This window comes from Paenibacillus mesophilus (genome assembly GCF_005938385.1).
Taxonomy (GTDB): domain Bacteria; phylum Bacillota; class Bacilli; order Paenibacillales; family NBRC-103111; genus Paenibacillus_AB; species Paenibacillus_AB mesophilus.
In genome coordinates this window covers 135,429-151,707 of the sequence record NZ_VCRA01000003.1, presented here as the reverse complement: position 1 = coordinate 151,707, position 16,279 = coordinate 135,429, and the positions used below count along the sequence as shown (strand labels likewise).

Here is a 16,279-nt window from a genome sequence, read left to right as displayed (position 1 = left end):
TCCTCCTGATGTTGATGCAGGCTCATGTCGTGTTGTAGCGCAATCATCAGCATATTATTTCGCGTACTTCCTGTTTTTATCACGAATGACCCTCCGCCGGACGGATATGCTAATTATGATGTCATATCAGATAATCAGGAGGGACAAGCAATGAGAATGGGCGCATTCTTATTCGGCGGTTTGGTCGGCGCGGCTGCCGTCGTTTATTTCAACAGCAACAGATCGTTTTCTTTCGCCGGATTATCGAATCGATCGAGCCATTCGGCAGGCAAAGGGGCTCATTCGGCCAAAACCAACGTCAACGCCGCAAGCAACAAATTTTCCGGAAGTGATTGGAACGCAGCCGGTATGAATGAAGTGGAACAATTGATCAAAGATGATCCGACCGTCAAAAGCCAAGTTGATGAAATTATGAACAAATCGGAACAATCGTACATGACTCAGTAAGCAAACCCATGCAAAAAGTCCGTCTCTACCCGAGCCGGACTTTTTGCATTACCGTGTATTTTCGCGGATCCAGCAAGTGTCGCGCGTACATAAGAAACATTACGGGACAAGGGAAAAATAGGGCGGCCCGATAATTGAGTAAAGTGAACTTTTATAGTGCATCACCCTCGAAAACATGGTAACATAGTTTATACATGCCCGTTATCTTTGGCTCACCAATCGTCGAATCGCATCATACTCTGTTATCAGAAGTGGGAGGGAGGTCCTGTCATGAGAATTGAACGCTTAAGTGGGGATAAGATACGGATTTTCCTGACATTCGACGACCTAACGGAGCGCGGTATACAGAAAGAGGACATGTGGCGCGAAATACCGAAAGTCCATGAGCTGTTCAGCGAAATGATGGAGCAAGCTCATTCCGAGCTCGGATTCGATGCTTCAGGCCCGCTTGCGGTAGAGGTGTTCTCTCTTCAGGCGCAGGGTATGGTCGTCATCGTGACCCGGGGCAAGGTGCAGAACGTTTCCGACCCGGTTGACGAGGAAGAAGCGGAAGAAGTGTACGAGATGGAAGTTACGCTCGAACAAAGCGACATCATCTCTTATGCGTTCCATGACTTCGAGCATTTGCTGAAGGCTTCTCATGTAGCGTCGCGTATCGGCGTTGCCGAAGGGGTACTCTATTCCTATAAGAACAAGTGGATCTTGCAAATCGACCCCGAAGAGATGGAGGAGCCGCATTATCAAGCTCTCATCGCCATATTGTCCGAGTACGGGGATGCTACTTCGGTAACAACCGCAGTGTTGGACGAGTATGGCAAACGGGTAATCGATGACTCCGCAATCCGCGTTCTATGCGAGCATTTCCATAAATGATCCGCGGGTCGTCATAAATCGAGTTTGCTCGAATTCGGATAAATCAGCATCTTCGAAAACGGACGTTTTTGCGGATGCTTTTTCCTATGTTCATCAGCAAAAGGAGGGATAGACGTATGGAGTGGCTCTCGGTCATCACGGCCGCCGTGGCGCCGGGCATCGCATTGCTCGTTTACTTCTATTTGAAAGATCTGTATGACTCCGAGCCAATCCATATGGTCGCCCGCGTCTTTTTGTACGGAGTTCTGCTCGTCTTCCCGACGATGGTGCTCCAACGTACGCTCGTGGTCGGATTGGGGGAGAGTCCTTTCCTGTTCGCGTTCGGCATTACGGGCGCCGTCGAGGAATTTCTGAAATGGTTCATCCTATACTATGCCATTTATAAGCATACGGTGTTTGACGAGCCGTACGATGCGATCGTCTATGCGGTGTCCGTATCGTTAGGATTCGCCACGCTGGAGAACGTCATATACGCCCTGCTGAATTCGTTCTCGTTCTCCGCACTGCTGTTTCGCGCCTTTTTGCCCGTTTCCGGTCATGCCTTATTTGCCGTCATGATGGGATATTACATGGGAAAGGCGAAGTTCGGGGATCCCGCAAGCAAAAACTGGCTGTTGCTCAAATCGCTCGCGATCCCGATTGTTTGGCACGGGTTGTTCGATTATATATTATTGCAAACGAAGACGTATTGGGTTTGGCTTATCGTGCCGCTCATGGTGTTCTTGTGGGTGCGGGGGATGGGCAATGTCAATCGGGCCAATGCAAAGTCTCCGTTCCGAGCCGTCCGCAGGGAAGAAGAGATTAAAATGTGAAAAAATGGGTTATACTTCCGGGTAAAGGCATTAATGCTGCCATTCGGAGGTTTCCATGAACGGACTTCGTGTCAAGGTGAGAATACGGTGCAAGCATTGCGGAGAAAAGTTCGTGCTGCGCGGCAGGAAAGAGAAGGAGCGCGTCGAGACCGGCTTCAAGCAATGTTTATGCAACAATAAGAGCGATTTCGATATCGAGATGGAGTAGTCGCTCCGCCGAAGAAGCTTGCATGGGCAAAGCTTCTTTTTTTTGTTCCCTTGGAGTCGTCTTGTGCATAAAGGTTTCTCCTCCGGCGAAAGCTATTCTCAAATGTGGCAAAGGAAGGAGCTGGCTCAATATGTACAGAAGGCTTAGCGCCATCATGTTCCCGATCATGACCGTATTGCTGATCGGAGCCGTGTTATGGGGGTACCAAGTCAACCAGGAGAAAAATTCGATTTTGATCAAAGCGGAAAACCAGTATCAACGGGCGTTCCACGACTTGTCGTTTCACGTGGACAAGCTGCATACGGAGCTCGGGAATACGCTCGCGCTTAATTCGGCTTCCTATGCTTCGCAGCGGAAAGGTCTCATCAACGTCTGGAGGTTGACCAGCCAGGCACAGAGCGAGATCAACCAGCTGCCGCTTACGCTGCTGCCGTTCAACAAAACGGAGGAGCTGCTGAGCAACATTTCCAACTTCTCGTACCGGGCCGCAGTCAGAGATTTGACGAACGAGCCTTTGAACGAGGAAGAAATGAAAACGTTGACCGCTCTATACGAGCATTCCAAAGAAATATCGAAAGATTTGCGCGACGTGCAGTCCAAAGTCATTGCCAGCAGCTTGCGCTGGATGGACGTGGAAGTGGCGCTCGCCTCCGAGCAGAAGATGCTCGACAATACGATTATCGACGGCTTTCAGACAGTGGACAAGAAAGTAAGCGAGTATGAAGAAGTGAACTGGGGCCCGTCCATGTCCGCCATGTTCGAGAAACGAACGTACTCGGCGCTCTCCGGCAACGAAACGACGGAGGACGAGATCAAACAAAAAGCGGCGCAAATGATGAACGGACGGACGCTGTCGGATATTCGCGTCGTGGAGAACGGCAGCGGCACCGAATACAACTCCTACAGCCTATCGGCCAAAAACGAAAGCGGCAGCGAAGTGGCGATGGATTTTACGAAAAAAGGCGGACAGCTGATCTGGTTCATGGATAACCGCAGCATCGGCGAGCCGGCGGTAAATCCGGACCAAGCCCGCCAAGTCGCGCAGTCGTTTCTCGATGCGCACGATTATCCCGGGATGACGCCGATCAGTTTCGACGCTTACCATAATGTTGCCAATCTGACGTTCGCGGCCAAGCAAAACGACGTCATCGTTTTTCCGGACAAATTAACGGTGAAAGTGGCTCTGGACAACGGAGAAGTAGTGGGCCTGCAAGCGGCGGACTATATTTTCGAGCACAAAAAGCGCGATCTGAAAAATCCGGCGATGACGCTCGAGCAAGCGAAAAAATCGTTGAACTCGAACTTCAAAATTAGCGGCGATTCGCTCGCGTTAATCAAAAACGATATCGATCAAGAGGTGCTCTGCTATCAGTTTACGGGACGTGTAAACGGCTCGATATACCGGATTTACATAAATGGGGATACCGGTGCGGAGGAGAAGGTGGAGCAGCTGAAGCAGACGGATGGGGAAGTTTCTTCATAAATTTCGAAGCGGATGATAAGAGGAGAGGGCCGTCTTGACGGCTTTCTCTTCTTTGTTTATTGTTAAAGAATGTTTAGGTTCGCTAAAGTGTTAAAGCGAAATGCGACATTCTTTACCAAGAAAAACTACCTTTTAAATCGCGGTCGCACTTCCTTGAAGGACGTCGATAGACGTTTTTCTTTCATTAGATTTATCCTTTTTTCGGCCGCGGCAATTTTTGTTGTTCTATCCCGCCGCTGCCATGATATAATAGGACTACATCGGCATTTATAGGTCTAAAGTATTACATATGTGATTGGGAGGTCCATTGGCGTGCTTCCAAAGGTGAACGAAATTTTATATATACAGGTGAACTCGATCGATCCTGAAGAAGCTCAATTGGTTTACAAATCGCGTATAGCGGATGTTAACGCGAATTATATTTCCATGGAAGTTCCAATCCAGGTCGGGACCGGGAAATTGAAGAGGTTGTATGCGGGCGACCAGATCAACGCCCACTTTATTACGGAAGGCGGAGTGAAAAATTACTTCAACACCGTCATTCTCGGTTTCAAGGAAGAAGTAATCCGGCTCGTCCTGATCAAGCCGCCGGAGCCCGATCAAATAACGAAGGTGCAGCGCCGCAACTTTTTGCGCGTGCCGGGCGAATTGGAAATAGCCGTTAAAGTAACGGAGCAAATTATGTTTACGGCCATGACCGACGATGTTGGCGGCGGGGGAATATCGTTTTTGTGCGAAAGCCGATTTCCGATCAAAGCGCACGATATACTGAATTGCTGGCTGCTTGTACCGTACCGCAACGGATCGATCGAGCACGCCAACTTCAAGGGCGAAATCGTGCGGATCAAACCGCTTGAGAGCGGGAAGCTGGTCGTTATGGTACAGTTTACGGAAATAGCCGATGTGGAGCGGCAGCGCATAATCCGCTATTGCTTCGAGCGTCAGCTCGATTTCCGCAAAAGGTAAGGCGGTACGACCGTCCGTTTGAGAAGTTGGCTATATGGGGATACTGCATCACAAAACCGCGAACGGTGGGAACCCCAATGTCCAACATCGATGACGAGCGGCAGCAGTCCATACAGCCGACGCGTGCCGAAGAATATGAAGCGCAATTCGTGGAAGTGTCCAACCGGGTGGAGCGGCTGCTTCGCAGAGCGATATGGACCGGTCTCGCTCTGTTGATAGCCGCGCAACTGCTGCTGTCCGTCCCTTCCATTCGGCAGTGGGCGGTAAAGGTGGAACGTTTGGAAGGCATTCCGTTCGAACGAAGCGGCCCGGGACACGGGTCGTAATTTTTTTGCCCGAAAGCCCCTTCACGAAGGGTAAATGCAAGACTTCTTTTGCAACGGTTCCGGCGGTGTGGTATAATTTTCATCGAGATGCAGGCTTGGCCTGCTTTTTTTGTAATTCATCGCGAGAACGACCCGCAAGGAGGACGCTTTCCGTTGGAAAAATTGAATATAGCGATCGATGGGCCCGCAGCTGCCGGCAAAAGCACCGTCGCCCGACTCGTGGCGAAGCAGCTGGGCTTCATTTACGTCGATACCGGAGCGATGTATCGAGCCGTTACGTGGAAAGCGCTTCAATCGGGAATATCTCCCGAACGCAAAGAGGACCTTGTACAGTTGGCTTCCGCGCTCCGCATCGAGCTGCTTCCGGGGGAGGCATCCCAGCAGGTTCTGTTGAATGGAGAAGACGTCACCGACTTCATCCGATCGGTCGCCGTCAACCAGAACGTGTCAGCGGTCGCGGCCATTCCGGAAATTCGCCGTCTGCTCGTAGCCAAGCAGCAGGAGATGGCGAAAGCCAAAGGGGTTGTGATGGACGGAAGGGATATCGGAACACATGTCATGCCGGACGCCGAGTTGAAAATATTTTTGACCGCAAGCGTCAAGGAGCGTGCCGAGCGCCGTTTCTTGGAGATGAAGGCGAAGCACGAGAACGTTTCGCTCGAGCAGCTGGAGAAAGAAATTGCCGAGCGGGACAGGATGGACGAGCAGCGTGAAGCTTCTCCTCTCGTGAAAGCGGCTGACGCCGTGCTGGTGGATACGAGCGGCATGTCCATTCCGCAGGTGGCGGATCGTATACTGGAGCTCGCGAAATCGGCGGAAGGCAAGGGGATTCGATAATGACGAAGTTGTACCGATTCGGCAGGTGGGTATGCCGCGTCTTCTTCAAAACGTTTTTCCGGATACAAGCATCCGGTCGGGCCAACGTTCCGGCCGAAGGAGCGGTCATTCTGTGCTCGAATCATATCAGCACATTGGATCCGCCGCTGGTCGGAACGCCTCTGGAACGCAAAGTGTTTTTTATGGCCAAGGCGGAATTGTTCAAAATTCCGTTGTTCGGACCGCTTATCGCAAACCTGGGCGCATTTCCCGTCAAAAGGGGAGGCGTCAGCAAAGAGTCGATCCGTCATGCGCTGCAGCTGCTCGGCGATGGCGGCGTGCTCGGCATTTTCCCGGAAGGCACCCGGGGAGGCGGCATGGGCAAGAAAGGCGCGGCAAGCCTCGCCGTACGTTCCGGGGCGACCGTCATACCGGTTGCCATTATCGGGAAGTACAAATTGTTCGGCAAATTGAAAGTCGTATACGGCAAGCCGGTCGACTTGTCCGCCATGAGAGAAGCGGGAAATTCGGATTCGCTCGAACAGGCCACCGAGCATATTATGGCATCCATAAGAAAATTGATCGAAGCTCATTCGTAAAACGTTCAACATCCGGATGCCGCCCATACGTTGATTCGCGCGTATGGAAATGGTATCTTGGAATTATACTAAGCTATAATGTTTGGTGATCAGTTAGGGTTGTCAGTCGAGGAGGTAATCAAATGTCAGAAGAAATCAAAGTTCAGGAAACCGCGGAAGCCGCAGATCAAGATTTGTCCAACGTAGTTGCTTACAAAAAAGGCGATGTCGTCAAAGGAAAAATCGTAAAAATTGAAGATAACCAAGCCATTGTCGATATTGGTTATAAATACGACGGCATTATTCCGCTCAAGGAATTGTCCAATGTCAGCCTGGACAATGCAGCCGATGCGGTACAAATCGGTCAGGAGCTCGAATTGAAAGTGCTTAGTCTGGACGATAACAAGGAAAAGCTGCTTCTGTCCAAGCGGGCCGTCGACAGCGAGCAATCGTGGACCGAGCTGCAGGCGAAGCTGGAAGCCGGCACCGTCATCGAAGCTCAAGTCAAGGAAGTCGTAAAGGGCGGTCTCGTCGTGGACGTAGGTCTGCGCGGCTTCGTACCGGCATCGATGGTCGAGCGCCATTTCGTGGAAGATTTCTCGGATTATAAAGGACGCACGCTCCGCCTGAAGGTGAAAGAACTCGACCGCGAGAAAAACAAAGTCGTTCTTTCCCAAAAGGACGTGCTCGACGAAGAATTCGAAGCAAACAAGAAGAAGCTGATGGGCGAGCTGAAGGTCGGCCAACAGCTGGACGGAACCGTGCAACGGTTGACCCAGTTCGGCGCGTTCGTCGATATCGGCGGCATCGACGGATTGGTTCACATTTCCGAAATGGCTTGGCATCATGTGCAGCAGCCTTCCGAGGTTGTTCAAGAGGGCGACAAGGTTCAGGTGCAAGTGTTGAAGGTAGACCCGGAGAACGACCGGATCAGCCTGAGCATCCGCGCCACCCAACCGGGTCCTTGGCAGCAAGCGGCCGACAAGTTCCAACCGGGTGAGATCGTAACGGGTACGGTTAAACGCCTCGTCAGCTTCGGCGCATTTGTCGAAATCGCTCCGGGCGTTGAAGGGCTCGTTCATATTTCTCAAATCGCTCACCGTCATATCGGCACTCCGCATGAAGTGCTGAAGGACGGTCAAGAAGTGAGCGTCAAAATTTTGGACTTCAATCCGGCCGAGAAGCGGGTTTCCCTTAGCATCAAGGAAACGGAAGAAGCGCCTGAAGCGCAAGCGAAGCCGGAGCGCAAACCGGACCGCGAGCGCGGCGGATCCCGCGGGAATAACAGCAGCGAGCCGATTCCTCCACGGGAAAGCCTGAGCATGACGCTCGGCGAACGGTTCGGCGACAAGCTCAGCAAGTTCAAATAAAAGAAGCGACGGGACGGTTTCCTCGGGAAACCGTCTTTTTGTTTTAACCGATGCTCTCCGGGATTAAAAGCGGAAGAGTCACAAATACTAACAAGCACGACATACTTTTCTAGGTGAACTTAAAATGAATCCCGGTTTTTTGACATTCATTTTGATTTCCATCACGCTTATTTTGCTTGCCAGCGGTTGGAAATCGATGCTGCTGCCCGGAATCCCGCATTACGCGATCGTGATCTTTTTTACGGCATGGTGTTTGTCGGGGCTGTTTCATTTCCGCTTGAGGGACGGTATCGAGATCAACGGCACGGTTGTCGTCCTCTTCGCCGTCGCCATGCCGATTTTGCTTGACCGCCGCTCGATCGTTACGGGACTGCACTATGTTTCCCTCAGTCTGTTTCTCGCTTCGGTATATTATTTATTGAAGCATTTGGGGGACTTGGACCCGTTTCTTCTGCCATACCGGAGCTGGGCGGGCACGGCTTGGATAGCGGCAATGCTCGCGGCCGTTCTCATCCGCAAAGCGAAGGATCAAATTGCCTGCTTAAGCCTCGCTTTATTGTGCGGCAGCGCTTTGTACAGGCTCGTGCACCCGGATCGCACAGCCGTTCCGTTCGGCGGACTTCAGTTTCAGGATGAATGGTGGCTGACTGTTTTTGCCGCGAGAATGATTGCAGTGGCGGGTGAAAATGCGGCCGCTTCCGTGCGTTACGCTTCCAAAAGTATTATGGACCGGTGGAGAGGGTTGAGAAAATGACCGATCATTTGTTCGAGCATCGCTACACGGCAGGCATTATCGTCGGTGTCGTGTTCGGCATGCTCGCCAGACTCACGATGCTGCGTACCGATTACAGGCAATATCCGACTTATCCGCACGGCCGGATTATCCACATCTCGCTCGGAGTGATCGCCGCCGCCTTGGGAGCGGTAGCCGTTCCTTCGCTGTTCGATAAAAACTACACGGCGATTACTTTTTTGACGGTAGCGGCCCAACAGTTCCGGGATGTGCGCAATATGGAGCGCAACACGCTCACGAAGCTGGACGAGATGGAGCTCGTACCCCGGGGCGGCACTTACATCGAAGGGATCGCCATGGTGTTCGAGGGCCGTAATTATTTGGTCATCTTCACCGCGTTCACCGGCTCGTTATTCACGATATTGTGGGGCCCTTATTGGGGAATCGTGTTCGGCACCGCGGCGATTCTGATCTCCCAATGGTTTAAATCCGGGAAGTCGATATCCCATGCGGCCGATGTCGAGATTGCCGACGTCGTGATGGAAGGGCCGGATTTATATGTCGGCGACATTTACATCATGAACGTGGGACTGTCGGCAGACCGCGACGTCATACGCGAGCACGCGCTGGGGCTGATCGTAAAGCCGAAAAACCGCAACTTCCGGGTATCGCTCGCAAATTTGGGTCAGCGTCAGGCGATGCTGCATGACTTGGCTACGATTCTCGGGGTGTATCGAGATTCAGGAGAGCCGTCTCTCGTTCCACTCGGCAAGCTCGATATGAAGGATGGCCGTCTCGGTTTGTTCATCCTGCCGCAGGAGCGTGATGCCGAGAAAGCGAGGCAAGTGCTTCTTCGCGTCCCGCTGCTGGAGAGCGCGGTAAGAATGCCTTCCGAGTCCGGAGCGCAGCCGAATAAGGGGGGAGCATGAGCGATGGGAAAAATTTTAGCCGTCGTTTCGACAAAACGGGAGCAAGTGGGAGGGGGCGCACCCATTTTTATTGTCGAAACGGAGAAGGAACAGCAGGATGTCGCTTTTCTGCTGGAAAAAATATTGGACGGGAACGCCCATGATTTGAAGAACGGAACGATGATACTGGTCGATCACAACGATTGACGGTCCGTCGAACGGTGTCGTCCTCATCATGCGGCTGCGTCACCTAAGCGGCACGGGGTACACCTTCACTTTGTAGGATGAATTTGTTATGATGGTAGGCGTGATCATTTTTGTGCAGGGAATCCTCGGGAAGCAAAGCTCGCCTATAGGGCGGGCTTTGCTTGGCCGAAGGCTTTACGGAGTAGGAGTTGAATCGGCATGGCACGTCCCATCGTGGCGATCGTAGGACGCCCGAACGTCGGGAAATCGACCATATTCAATCGGATTATCGGCGACCGGCTGGCGATCGTGGAGGACAAGCCCGGCGTAACGCGTGACCGGATATACGGTATCGGGGAATGGATGGGCAAATCGTTTAGCATCATTGATACGGGCGGCATCGAAATCGACGGGGAAGACGAAATTTTGAAGTCGGTCCGTATGCAGGCCGAGCTTGCGATCGAGGAGGCCGATGCGATCGTTTTCATGGTCGACGGCAAGTCCGGCATGACCGGCTCGGATTCGGAAGTTGCCCAGATGCTGTACCGCGCGAAAAAACCGGTTATATTGGCCGTAAATAAAGTGGACAACTTGAAACGGCAGGACGACATTTACGAGTTTTATTCGCTCGGCTTCGGGGATCCGATCGGCATATCGGGGTCGCACGGCATCGGCATCGGGGATTTGCTCCAGGCGGTCGTGGACAATTTGCCCGAGAAGGAAGAAGAGGAATACGGGGAGGATACGATCCGCGTTGCTTTGATCGGCAGGCCGAACGTCGGCAAGTCGTCGCTTGTCAACGCTATATTGGGCGAAGAGCGCGTCATCGTGAGCGACATGGCGGGGACGACTCGCGATGCGATCGATACGCCGTTCGAGAAGGACGGACAGAAATACGTGCTTATCGATACGGCCGGGATGCGCAAGCGCGGCAAAGTGTACGAGACGACGGAGAAATACAGCGTCATGCGGGCCATGCACGCAATCGAACGGTCCGATGTCGTTCTGGTCGTCATTAACGGGGAAGAAGGCATCATCGAGCAGGACAAGCATATTGCCGGATATGCGCACGAAGCCGGGAAAGCGGCCATTTTTGTTGTGAACAAATGGGATATCGTGGACAAAGACGACAAAACGATGCAGCAGTTTACGCAAAAAATACGCGACCACTTTCTGTTCATGACTTACGCCCCGATCGTCTTCGTCTCCGCCAAGACGAAGCAGCGGCTGCACAAGCTTCTGCCGGTTGTAGTAGAAGTAAGCGAGCAGCACGCGATGCGCGTCCAGACGCACCTGCTCAATGACATCGTCTCCGATGCGGTCGCCTATAATCCGCCTCCGACCGACAAGGGCAGAAGACTCAAAATCAATTATGCCACTCAAGTGTCGGTGAAGCCGCCGACTATACTGCTGTTCGTCAACGATCCGGAATTGATGCACTTCTCGTACGAGCGGTATTTGGAAAACCGCATTCGTTCGGCTTTCCGATTCGAAGGAACGCCAATCCGCTTGTTTACACGCAAAAAATCAGACGACGAATAGGAGAGAAGTCGCTCGTGCATACGTTTGTTCCGGTATTGCTTGCATATTTGCTCGGCTCGATCAGCTTCAGCTTTTTGTACGGGAAACTGTTTAAAGGAATCGACATCCGCAAGCACGGCAGCGGCAACGCGGGAGCAACCAACACGCTGCGCGTCATCGGTGTCGGACCTGCGATCGCGGTATTGCTGCTCGATGCGGGGAAAGGAATAGCCGCTGTATGGATCGGCAAATGGCTGGGTGCCGGTGCGGACGTTTCCTATATCCCGGTGCTGGCCGGTCTTGCTTCGATTGCGGGACATAACTGGCCGGTGTTCTTCGGATTCAAAGGCGGTAAAGGAATCGCGACGACGATTGGCGTGACGGCGACCTTGTGTCTGGTGCCGGCGCTGATCGCCGGCGCCGCCGCTATTTTGCTTATCGTTCTGACCCGCTACGTATCGCTCGGCTCGCTCGTTTTTGCCGCACTTATTCCAATATTAGTAGGTTTTATGGATTTTCCGAGCGACATTTTTTGGGCTACGCTGCTGATCGGTTTGTTCGCGATTGTCCGTCACCGGACGAATATCGTCAAGCTGGTGAAGGGCAAAGAAAATAAAATCGGCCAAAAGACGGGCGGATCGTCCGGCGGGAAGGAGAAAGCGGGATGAGCATGCGCAAAGCGGCGGTTATCGCAGCCGGAAGCATGGGGACGGCGATTGCTTCCGTACTGGCGGACAACGAGTTTCTAGTAACGCTTACGACTCGCTCCCAGGATCAAGCCGATGAAATAAACCGGGATCGCCGGAACCGGAAGTATACCGGGGATTTCCGGCTGTCGGACAGCATCCGTGCAACCGTATCGATGGAGGAGGCGCTGACCGGCGCCGGCCTCATCGTATTCGCCTCCCCCTCTCATGCGATGAGGGAGGTCACCCGGCTTGCGAAGCCATACATACAACCTTCCGCAGCGGTCATTCATGCGACCAAAGGCTTCGAGCCGGAGACGATGAAGCGGATGACGACCGTACTCGCCGAGGAGCTTCCGCAGATCGATCCGGGACGTCTCGTCGTATTGTCCGGTCCGAGCCATGCGGAGGAAGTGATCCAGCGCTGTCCGACAACGGTTGTCGTAGCCGCGGATCGGCTCGCAGCGGCGGAGGAAGCGCAGGACGCGCTGATCAATTCGTATTTTCGCGTCTACACGAATCCGGACGTCGCCGGCGTCGAAGTAGGCGGAGCGCTCAAAAACATTATCGCGCTGGGGGCGGGTCTCTCCGACGGGCTTGGCTATGGCGACAACGCCAAAGCGGCGCTCGTGACTCGCGGTCTCGCGGAAATCGCCCGTTTGGGCGTAGCGATGGGAGGCCATGCGCTGACTTTCTCCGGACTTGCGGGCGTCGGTGATCTCGTCGTTACCTGTACGAGCAAGCACAGCCGCAACTGGCGCGCCGGTTATATGCTGGGTCAGGGAAAGCCGCTGGACGAAGTGCTGCAAACGATGGGCATGGTCGTAGAGGGCGTTAAGACGACGAAGACGACATATACATTGGCAAAGCAATACGAGGTGTCGATGCCGATCACCGATCAATTGCACGAAGTGCTGTTTGCGGGCAAGGAGCCGCAGCTCGCGGTAGGCCACCTGATGGGGCGGGTCCGCACTCACGAAATCGAAGAAATCGCCGACTCGTTCGGTGAGAAATGGATGCTTTAACCGGAACAGCGCCTACACGTTCATCGTGGCGTCCTCATACAATACGGTAAGTAACGTTGAGGAGGTCAGGCATGAGCGGAAAAGAGATATCGAAGGACGTGCTCAATACCGTCAAGAAAAAATCGGGCAAAAACGTTTCCGAGAAAGACATCTACAAGCTGGCGAGCGGCGTCAAGCCGTCCACCGTCCAAAGCGAGAGACAGCTTCGGCAGCTGATCAAGCAAGTGTCCAGCATGGTCAAAGTGCCGGTTTCGGAATCGACCGTCAATGAAATCGTGCACGCCGTACAAAAAAGCGGGATGAATCCGAACAATATGGAAGCATTGATGAAAATGATGATGAAGAAATAGCTTCGTCCATGCAGCAGAAGCAAGCCTTTAACCGGGGCTTGCTTTTATTGTTTTTCCATGAAAGGTCCAAGTTGTCCGAAGTGTCGTGTTGTCCCCATTCGCCTCTATCTCCTATACTGAGAACGTATGTTCCCCATACGAATCCAACGTTAAGGAGAGATGTGAATTGAGGAAGACGCTTGTTATGATTATGCTGGTATGGTGTATGATGTTTGCAGGGACGGCCGTTTATGCGGAAACGAATGCAGCGCCCGGTTTGCTCAGAGGGAAGCCGGCGTCTCCTCCCGCGCCCCCTCGCTTCGCCGTCACCGACGGACAGTGGCAAACGTACGAAACGATTTCGAACGAGTCTATCGTATGGAGCTTTCCGCGTCCCGTCGACTTGACCGGCTTTATTCTTTATGCGGATTCGCCCGATGCCCAGCTCTATATGATCGATTCGAACGGAATCGCCATAGCCGCAGCCGGAGCGTCGACGACAGTTCCTTCCGCACCGTTCGCCATCGACGTCGACCGCGTCAAATCGTTGCGGCTTACTTCGGCCAATCCGGGTCAGTCCATCCGCGTCTACGAGCTGGACGTTTACGGGTCCGTTTCCCCGATAGCGCCATCGTCCCCGACCGGACTAGTGGCGGCCGGATCGGACGGCGCCGTGCAGCTGAGCTGGGATGCCGATCTTTATGCAACCGGCTACCGGGTCAAAAGGTCGATGCTGCCTAGCGGCCCTTACTCGGTCGTTCAAACCGTATACGGAGGCACGCAACATCGGGATACAACGGTTGTAAACGGCACGCCTTACTACTATGTCGTGTCGGCATTCAACGAATTCGGGGAGAGTGCGAACTCCGCTCCCGTCTGGGCGTATCCGTATCAATCCGCGCCTGCGGCACCCGCGCATTTGACGGCTTCCGCCGGTGACGGGCAAGTGGTGCTCCAGTGGGAAACGGTCACGGGAGCGGTCTATTACCATATTAAAAGATCCGTCGTCCCCGGCGGGAATTACACGACAGTGGCGAGCAGCGTCTACGGCTATTATATGGATTCGGCCGTTGAGAACGGGACAGTTTATTCCTACGTCGTGACGGCGGTAAACGGTGCCGGGGAAAGTGCACCGAGCACTCCGGCGTCGGTTGTTCCTTTCGCACCTTTGCCTGACCGGGTATTGCTTAACATCGTACTGACAGGCGGCGCCGTGAAGGAGTACGACCTGTCCGTGCCGGAAGCGGCCGCTTTCGTTTCGTGGTACGAAACCAGATCGAACGGAGCGGGGCCTGCCGCATACCCGCTTATCCGCAATGATAACAAAGGACCGTTCGTTACGCGTACCGATTATATCGCTTTCCCGAGCATCGTGTCGTTCGAAGCGAATGCCTATAAGTCGAGATGAATATGCAATATCGCATGAACCGTATGCGGAGCTGCCGCTGCGGTTCTTTTTCGTTCCGGAACCGCCGGACATTGTTCGCGAATTCGTCGATTTCACAAAAGGGTAGCGGAATGCTATAATCAGGGGCGATAGAACTTCTATATAGGGTGATTCAATGAGCAGCATGGATAAAATGTGGGCCTCCTTTATCGGAATGGGGCTCATGGTATTGGCTTCTTTTTTGATTTCGTTTGCCAGGATCAAATTGAAGGGCGTTACACGAGGAATCGTGTCGGTGATCGCCTTTGTCATCTTGCTGGTGTCCGTCGTGTATATGCTGCTATCGATTTTATAACGGAAGACGGAGGGAATGCAGTTGATCGAGTTGATAGGGCGGACCAAACGCAAGACGACCGCCGCCGAGACAGGACGCAGTATTCTGGAGCTGGCGCTTGCGGCGGACGTCGATTGGGGATTTAATTGTACCCGGGGGACATGCTCCCGCTGCCGCTGTCTCGTATTGGACGGGATGGACTACTTGCACGAGCCGACCAAGGCGGAGCTTGCCAGCTTGGACGATGAGGAGCTCGAGCAGGGATACCGGCTCGGATGCCAAGCGAAGGTGAGAAGCGATGGAACGATTGCCGTCCAGAACAAACCGTATTTTTGAGCCGCATACGGCAAAAGTTCCCGAGGCCGTACTGCGGGCTCTGCTCGTTATGGGTACCGAGCTGAAGCAATGCGAACCGGCTTGGCTTGTGGGAGGCAGCTGCGGCGCGCTGCTGCAAGGGGTCGAGCTTCAAGCCGTTCCGAGGGATTTGGACGTATATGTCGATGCGGAGCATGCAGGAGAGATTCATCGTGCGCTGCAGGCCTATTCTACTGACGAGCAAATATACAGCGAAACCGGAATGTATGGCTCCTTGCTTAGCCATTACTCGATAGAAGGCGTACAGGTGGAGCTTGTCGGCAGCCTGAAGGTGCGGTTGGATGCGGCCGAATACGAGGTTCGGGTCCAATCGCTGCTCGCCTCTTACGCTTACGAAGGGCTTATCGGGGGCGCGACGATCCGGTTCATGCCGCTCGTGCACGAGCTGCTGTTTAATGTTCTCCGCGATCGCCCGGATCGTTTCGAGCCGCTGGCGGAAGCGATGCGGGGCGAGCCCGATAGGCACATACCTCTATTGAACGAGCTGCTGCAAGACAATCGGATCGGCCCTCTGTACGTCGATCGTTTGAAGGAGCTTTTTCGAATTCCGTCAGGGCGGAAGGGGGAACCCGATGAACCCTGAAATCCGGTTTTTGCCGGACGACAAAAAAGTTCAAGTGAAGCCCGGTACAACCGTACTGGACGCCTCCAAGAAAGCCAGAGTCCATATCCGTACCAGATGCGACGGGAACGCTTCGTGCCTGATGTGCAAAGTGACTGTGGAGGACGGAGCGGGGTTGAGCGGGCCGGGAGAAAACGAGAGAAGGAAGCTCGGCGAGATGATCGAACGGGGGTTCCGATTGGCCTGCCAAGCCAAGGTGCTGCGCGGCTGCACCGTGCGCGTGCCGGAAGATCCGCTCAAGGCGGCGATACGCGCGCAGTTGGCCAAGCAGCGGGAAGAGGAGCAATGGTAGCT

22 protein-coding genes are annotated in these 16,279 nt (G+C 53.6%); all 22 read left to right on the top strand.

Annotated features, from left to right (window positions below; all coding sequences use genetic code 11):
• Nucleotides 1-150: 150 nt before the first annotated feature.
• The 22 genes from FE783_RS05925 to FE783_RS05825 all read left to right on the top strand — a co-directional run bounded on the left by FE783_RS05925 (nt 151) and on the right by FE783_RS05825 (nt 16,277).
• Nucleotides 151-447 (top strand): hypothetical protein, encoded by a 297-nt coding sequence (locus FE783_RS05925; RefSeq protein ID WP_138878427.1) that lies wholly within the window; start codon nt 151-153, stop codon nt 445-447.
• A gap of 270 nt (nt 448-717) precedes the next feature.
• Nucleotides 718-1,320: a genetic competence negative regulator gene (locus FE783_RS05920; RefSeq protein WP_138878426.1), complete on the top strand. Its 603-nt coding sequence runs from the start codon at nt 718-720 to the stop codon at nt 1,318-1,320.
• Between the two features lie 116 nt (nt 1,321-1,436).
• The gene (prsW, locus tag FE783_RS05915) at nt 1,437-2,132 is read left to right on the top strand and encodes a glutamic-type intramembrane protease PrsW (RefSeq protein WP_138878425.1); all 696 of its coding nucleotides are present in this window, start codon (nt 1,437-1,439) and stop codon (nt 2,130-2,132) included.
• A 55-nt stretch (nt 2,133-2,187) separates the two neighbouring features.
• Entirely contained in the window at nt 2,188-2,340 is a 153-nt protein-coding gene (locus FE783_RS37915; protein ID WP_202916140.1) for a hypothetical protein, read from the top strand.
• Nucleotides 2,341-2,470: 130 nt separating this feature from the next.
• Complete coding sequence (ypeB, locus tag FE783_RS05910) at nt 2,471-3,823, top strand: germination protein YpeB (protein ID WP_138878424.1); 1,353 nt, start codon at nt 2,471-2,473, stop codon at nt 3,821-3,823.
• 312 nt (nt 3,824-4,135) lie between these two features.
• Complete coding sequence (locus FE783_RS05905; protein ID WP_202916139.1) at nt 4,136-4,789, top strand: flagellar brake protein; 654 nt, start codon at nt 4,136-4,138, stop codon at nt 4,787-4,789.
• 77 nt (nt 4,790-4,866) lie between these two features.
• A complete protein-coding gene (locus tag FE783_RS05900) occupies nt 4,867-5,115 on the top strand; it encodes a hypothetical protein (RefSeq protein ID WP_138878423.1) in 249 nt (82 codons plus the stop codon).
• Nucleotides 5,116-5,268: 153 nt separating this feature from the next.
• On the top strand, nt 5,269-5,952 hold the full coding sequence (gene cmk / locus FE783_RS05895; protein WP_138878422.1) for a (d)CMP kinase: 684 nt from the start codon (nt 5,269-5,271) through the stop codon (nt 5,950-5,952).
• Nucleotides 5,952-6,530, top strand: coding sequence for a lysophospholipid acyltransferase family protein (locus FE783_RS05890; protein ID WP_138878421.1), 579 nt, complete (start codon nt 5,952-5,954; stop codon nt 6,528-6,530). Before cmk ends, FE783_RS05890 begins: the two co-directional genes overlap by 1 nt.
• Before the next feature lie 122 nt (nt 6,531-6,652).
• Nucleotides 6,653-7,879 carry a 30S ribosomal protein S1 gene (rpsA, locus tag FE783_RS05885; protein WP_138878420.1) on the top strand — a complete coding sequence of 409 codons (1,227 nt, stop codon included), beginning with the start codon at nt 6,653-6,655 and terminating at the stop codon, nt 7,877-7,879.
• Nucleotides 7,880-8,003: 124 nt separating this feature from the next.
• Entirely contained in the window at nt 8,004-8,633 is a 630-nt protein-coding gene (locus FE783_RS05880) for a YphA family membrane protein (protein ID WP_138878419.1), read from the top strand.
• Nucleotides 8,630-9,541: a YIEGIA family protein gene (locus tag FE783_RS05875; RefSeq protein WP_138878418.1), complete on the top strand. Its 912-nt coding sequence runs from the start codon at nt 8,630-8,632 to the stop codon at nt 9,539-9,541. The genes FE783_RS05880 and FE783_RS05875 overlap by 4 nt, the downstream gene beginning before the upstream one ends.
• Before the next feature lie 3 nt (nt 9,542-9,544).
• Nucleotides 9,545-9,727, top strand: coding sequence for a capping complex subunit for YIEGIA (locus FE783_RS05870; protein ID WP_138878417.1), 183 nt, complete (start codon nt 9,545-9,547; stop codon nt 9,725-9,727).
• 198 nt (nt 9,728-9,925) lie between these two features.
• Complete coding sequence (der, locus tag FE783_RS05865) at nt 9,926-11,248, top strand: ribosome biogenesis GTPase Der (RefSeq protein ID WP_138878416.1); 1,323 nt, start codon at nt 9,926-9,928, stop codon at nt 11,246-11,248.
• 14 nt (nt 11,249-11,262) lie between these two features.
• A complete protein-coding gene (gene plsY, locus FE783_RS05860) occupies nt 11,263-11,895 on the top strand; it encodes a glycerol-3-phosphate 1-O-acyltransferase PlsY (RefSeq protein WP_138878415.1) in 633 nt (210 codons plus the stop codon).
• Complete coding sequence (locus FE783_RS05855; RefSeq protein WP_138878414.1) at nt 11,892-12,938, top strand: NAD(P)H-dependent glycerol-3-phosphate dehydrogenase; 1,047 nt, start codon at nt 11,892-11,894, stop codon at nt 12,936-12,938. Before plsY ends, FE783_RS05855 begins: the two co-directional genes overlap by 4 nt.
• Before the next feature lie 71 nt (nt 12,939-13,009).
• Nucleotides 13,010-13,288, top strand: a complete 279-nt coding sequence (locus tag FE783_RS05850) for a stage VI sporulation protein F (protein ID WP_138878413.1) — start codon at nt 13,010-13,012, stop codon at nt 13,286-13,288.
• 184 nt (nt 13,289-13,472) lie between these two features.
• Complete coding sequence (locus FE783_RS05845; protein WP_138878412.1) at nt 13,473-14,675, top strand: fibronectin type III domain-containing protein; 1,203 nt, start codon at nt 13,473-13,475, stop codon at nt 14,673-14,675.
• Nucleotides 14,676-14,829: 154 nt separating this feature from the next.
• A complete protein-coding gene (locus FE783_RS05840) occupies nt 14,830-15,009 on the top strand; it encodes a DUF2768 family protein (RefSeq protein ID WP_138878411.1) in 180 nt (59 codons plus the stop codon).
• 15 nt (nt 15,010-15,024) lie between these two features.
• Nucleotides 15,025-15,324, top strand: a complete 300-nt coding sequence (locus FE783_RS05835) for a 2Fe-2S iron-sulfur cluster-binding protein (protein WP_138878410.1) — start codon at nt 15,025-15,027, stop codon at nt 15,322-15,324.
• Nucleotides 15,287-15,946: a nucleotidyltransferase family protein gene (locus FE783_RS05830; RefSeq protein WP_138878409.1), complete on the top strand. Its 660-nt coding sequence runs from the start codon at nt 15,287-15,289 to the stop codon at nt 15,944-15,946. Before FE783_RS05835 ends, FE783_RS05830 begins: the two co-directional genes overlap by 38 nt.
• Complete coding sequence (locus tag FE783_RS05825; RefSeq protein WP_138878408.1) at nt 15,936-16,277, top strand: 2Fe-2S iron-sulfur cluster-binding protein; 342 nt, start codon at nt 15,936-15,938, stop codon at nt 16,275-16,277. Before FE783_RS05830 ends, FE783_RS05825 begins: the two co-directional genes overlap by 11 nt.
• The last annotated feature ends 2 nt before the right edge of the window (nt 16,278-16,279 follow it).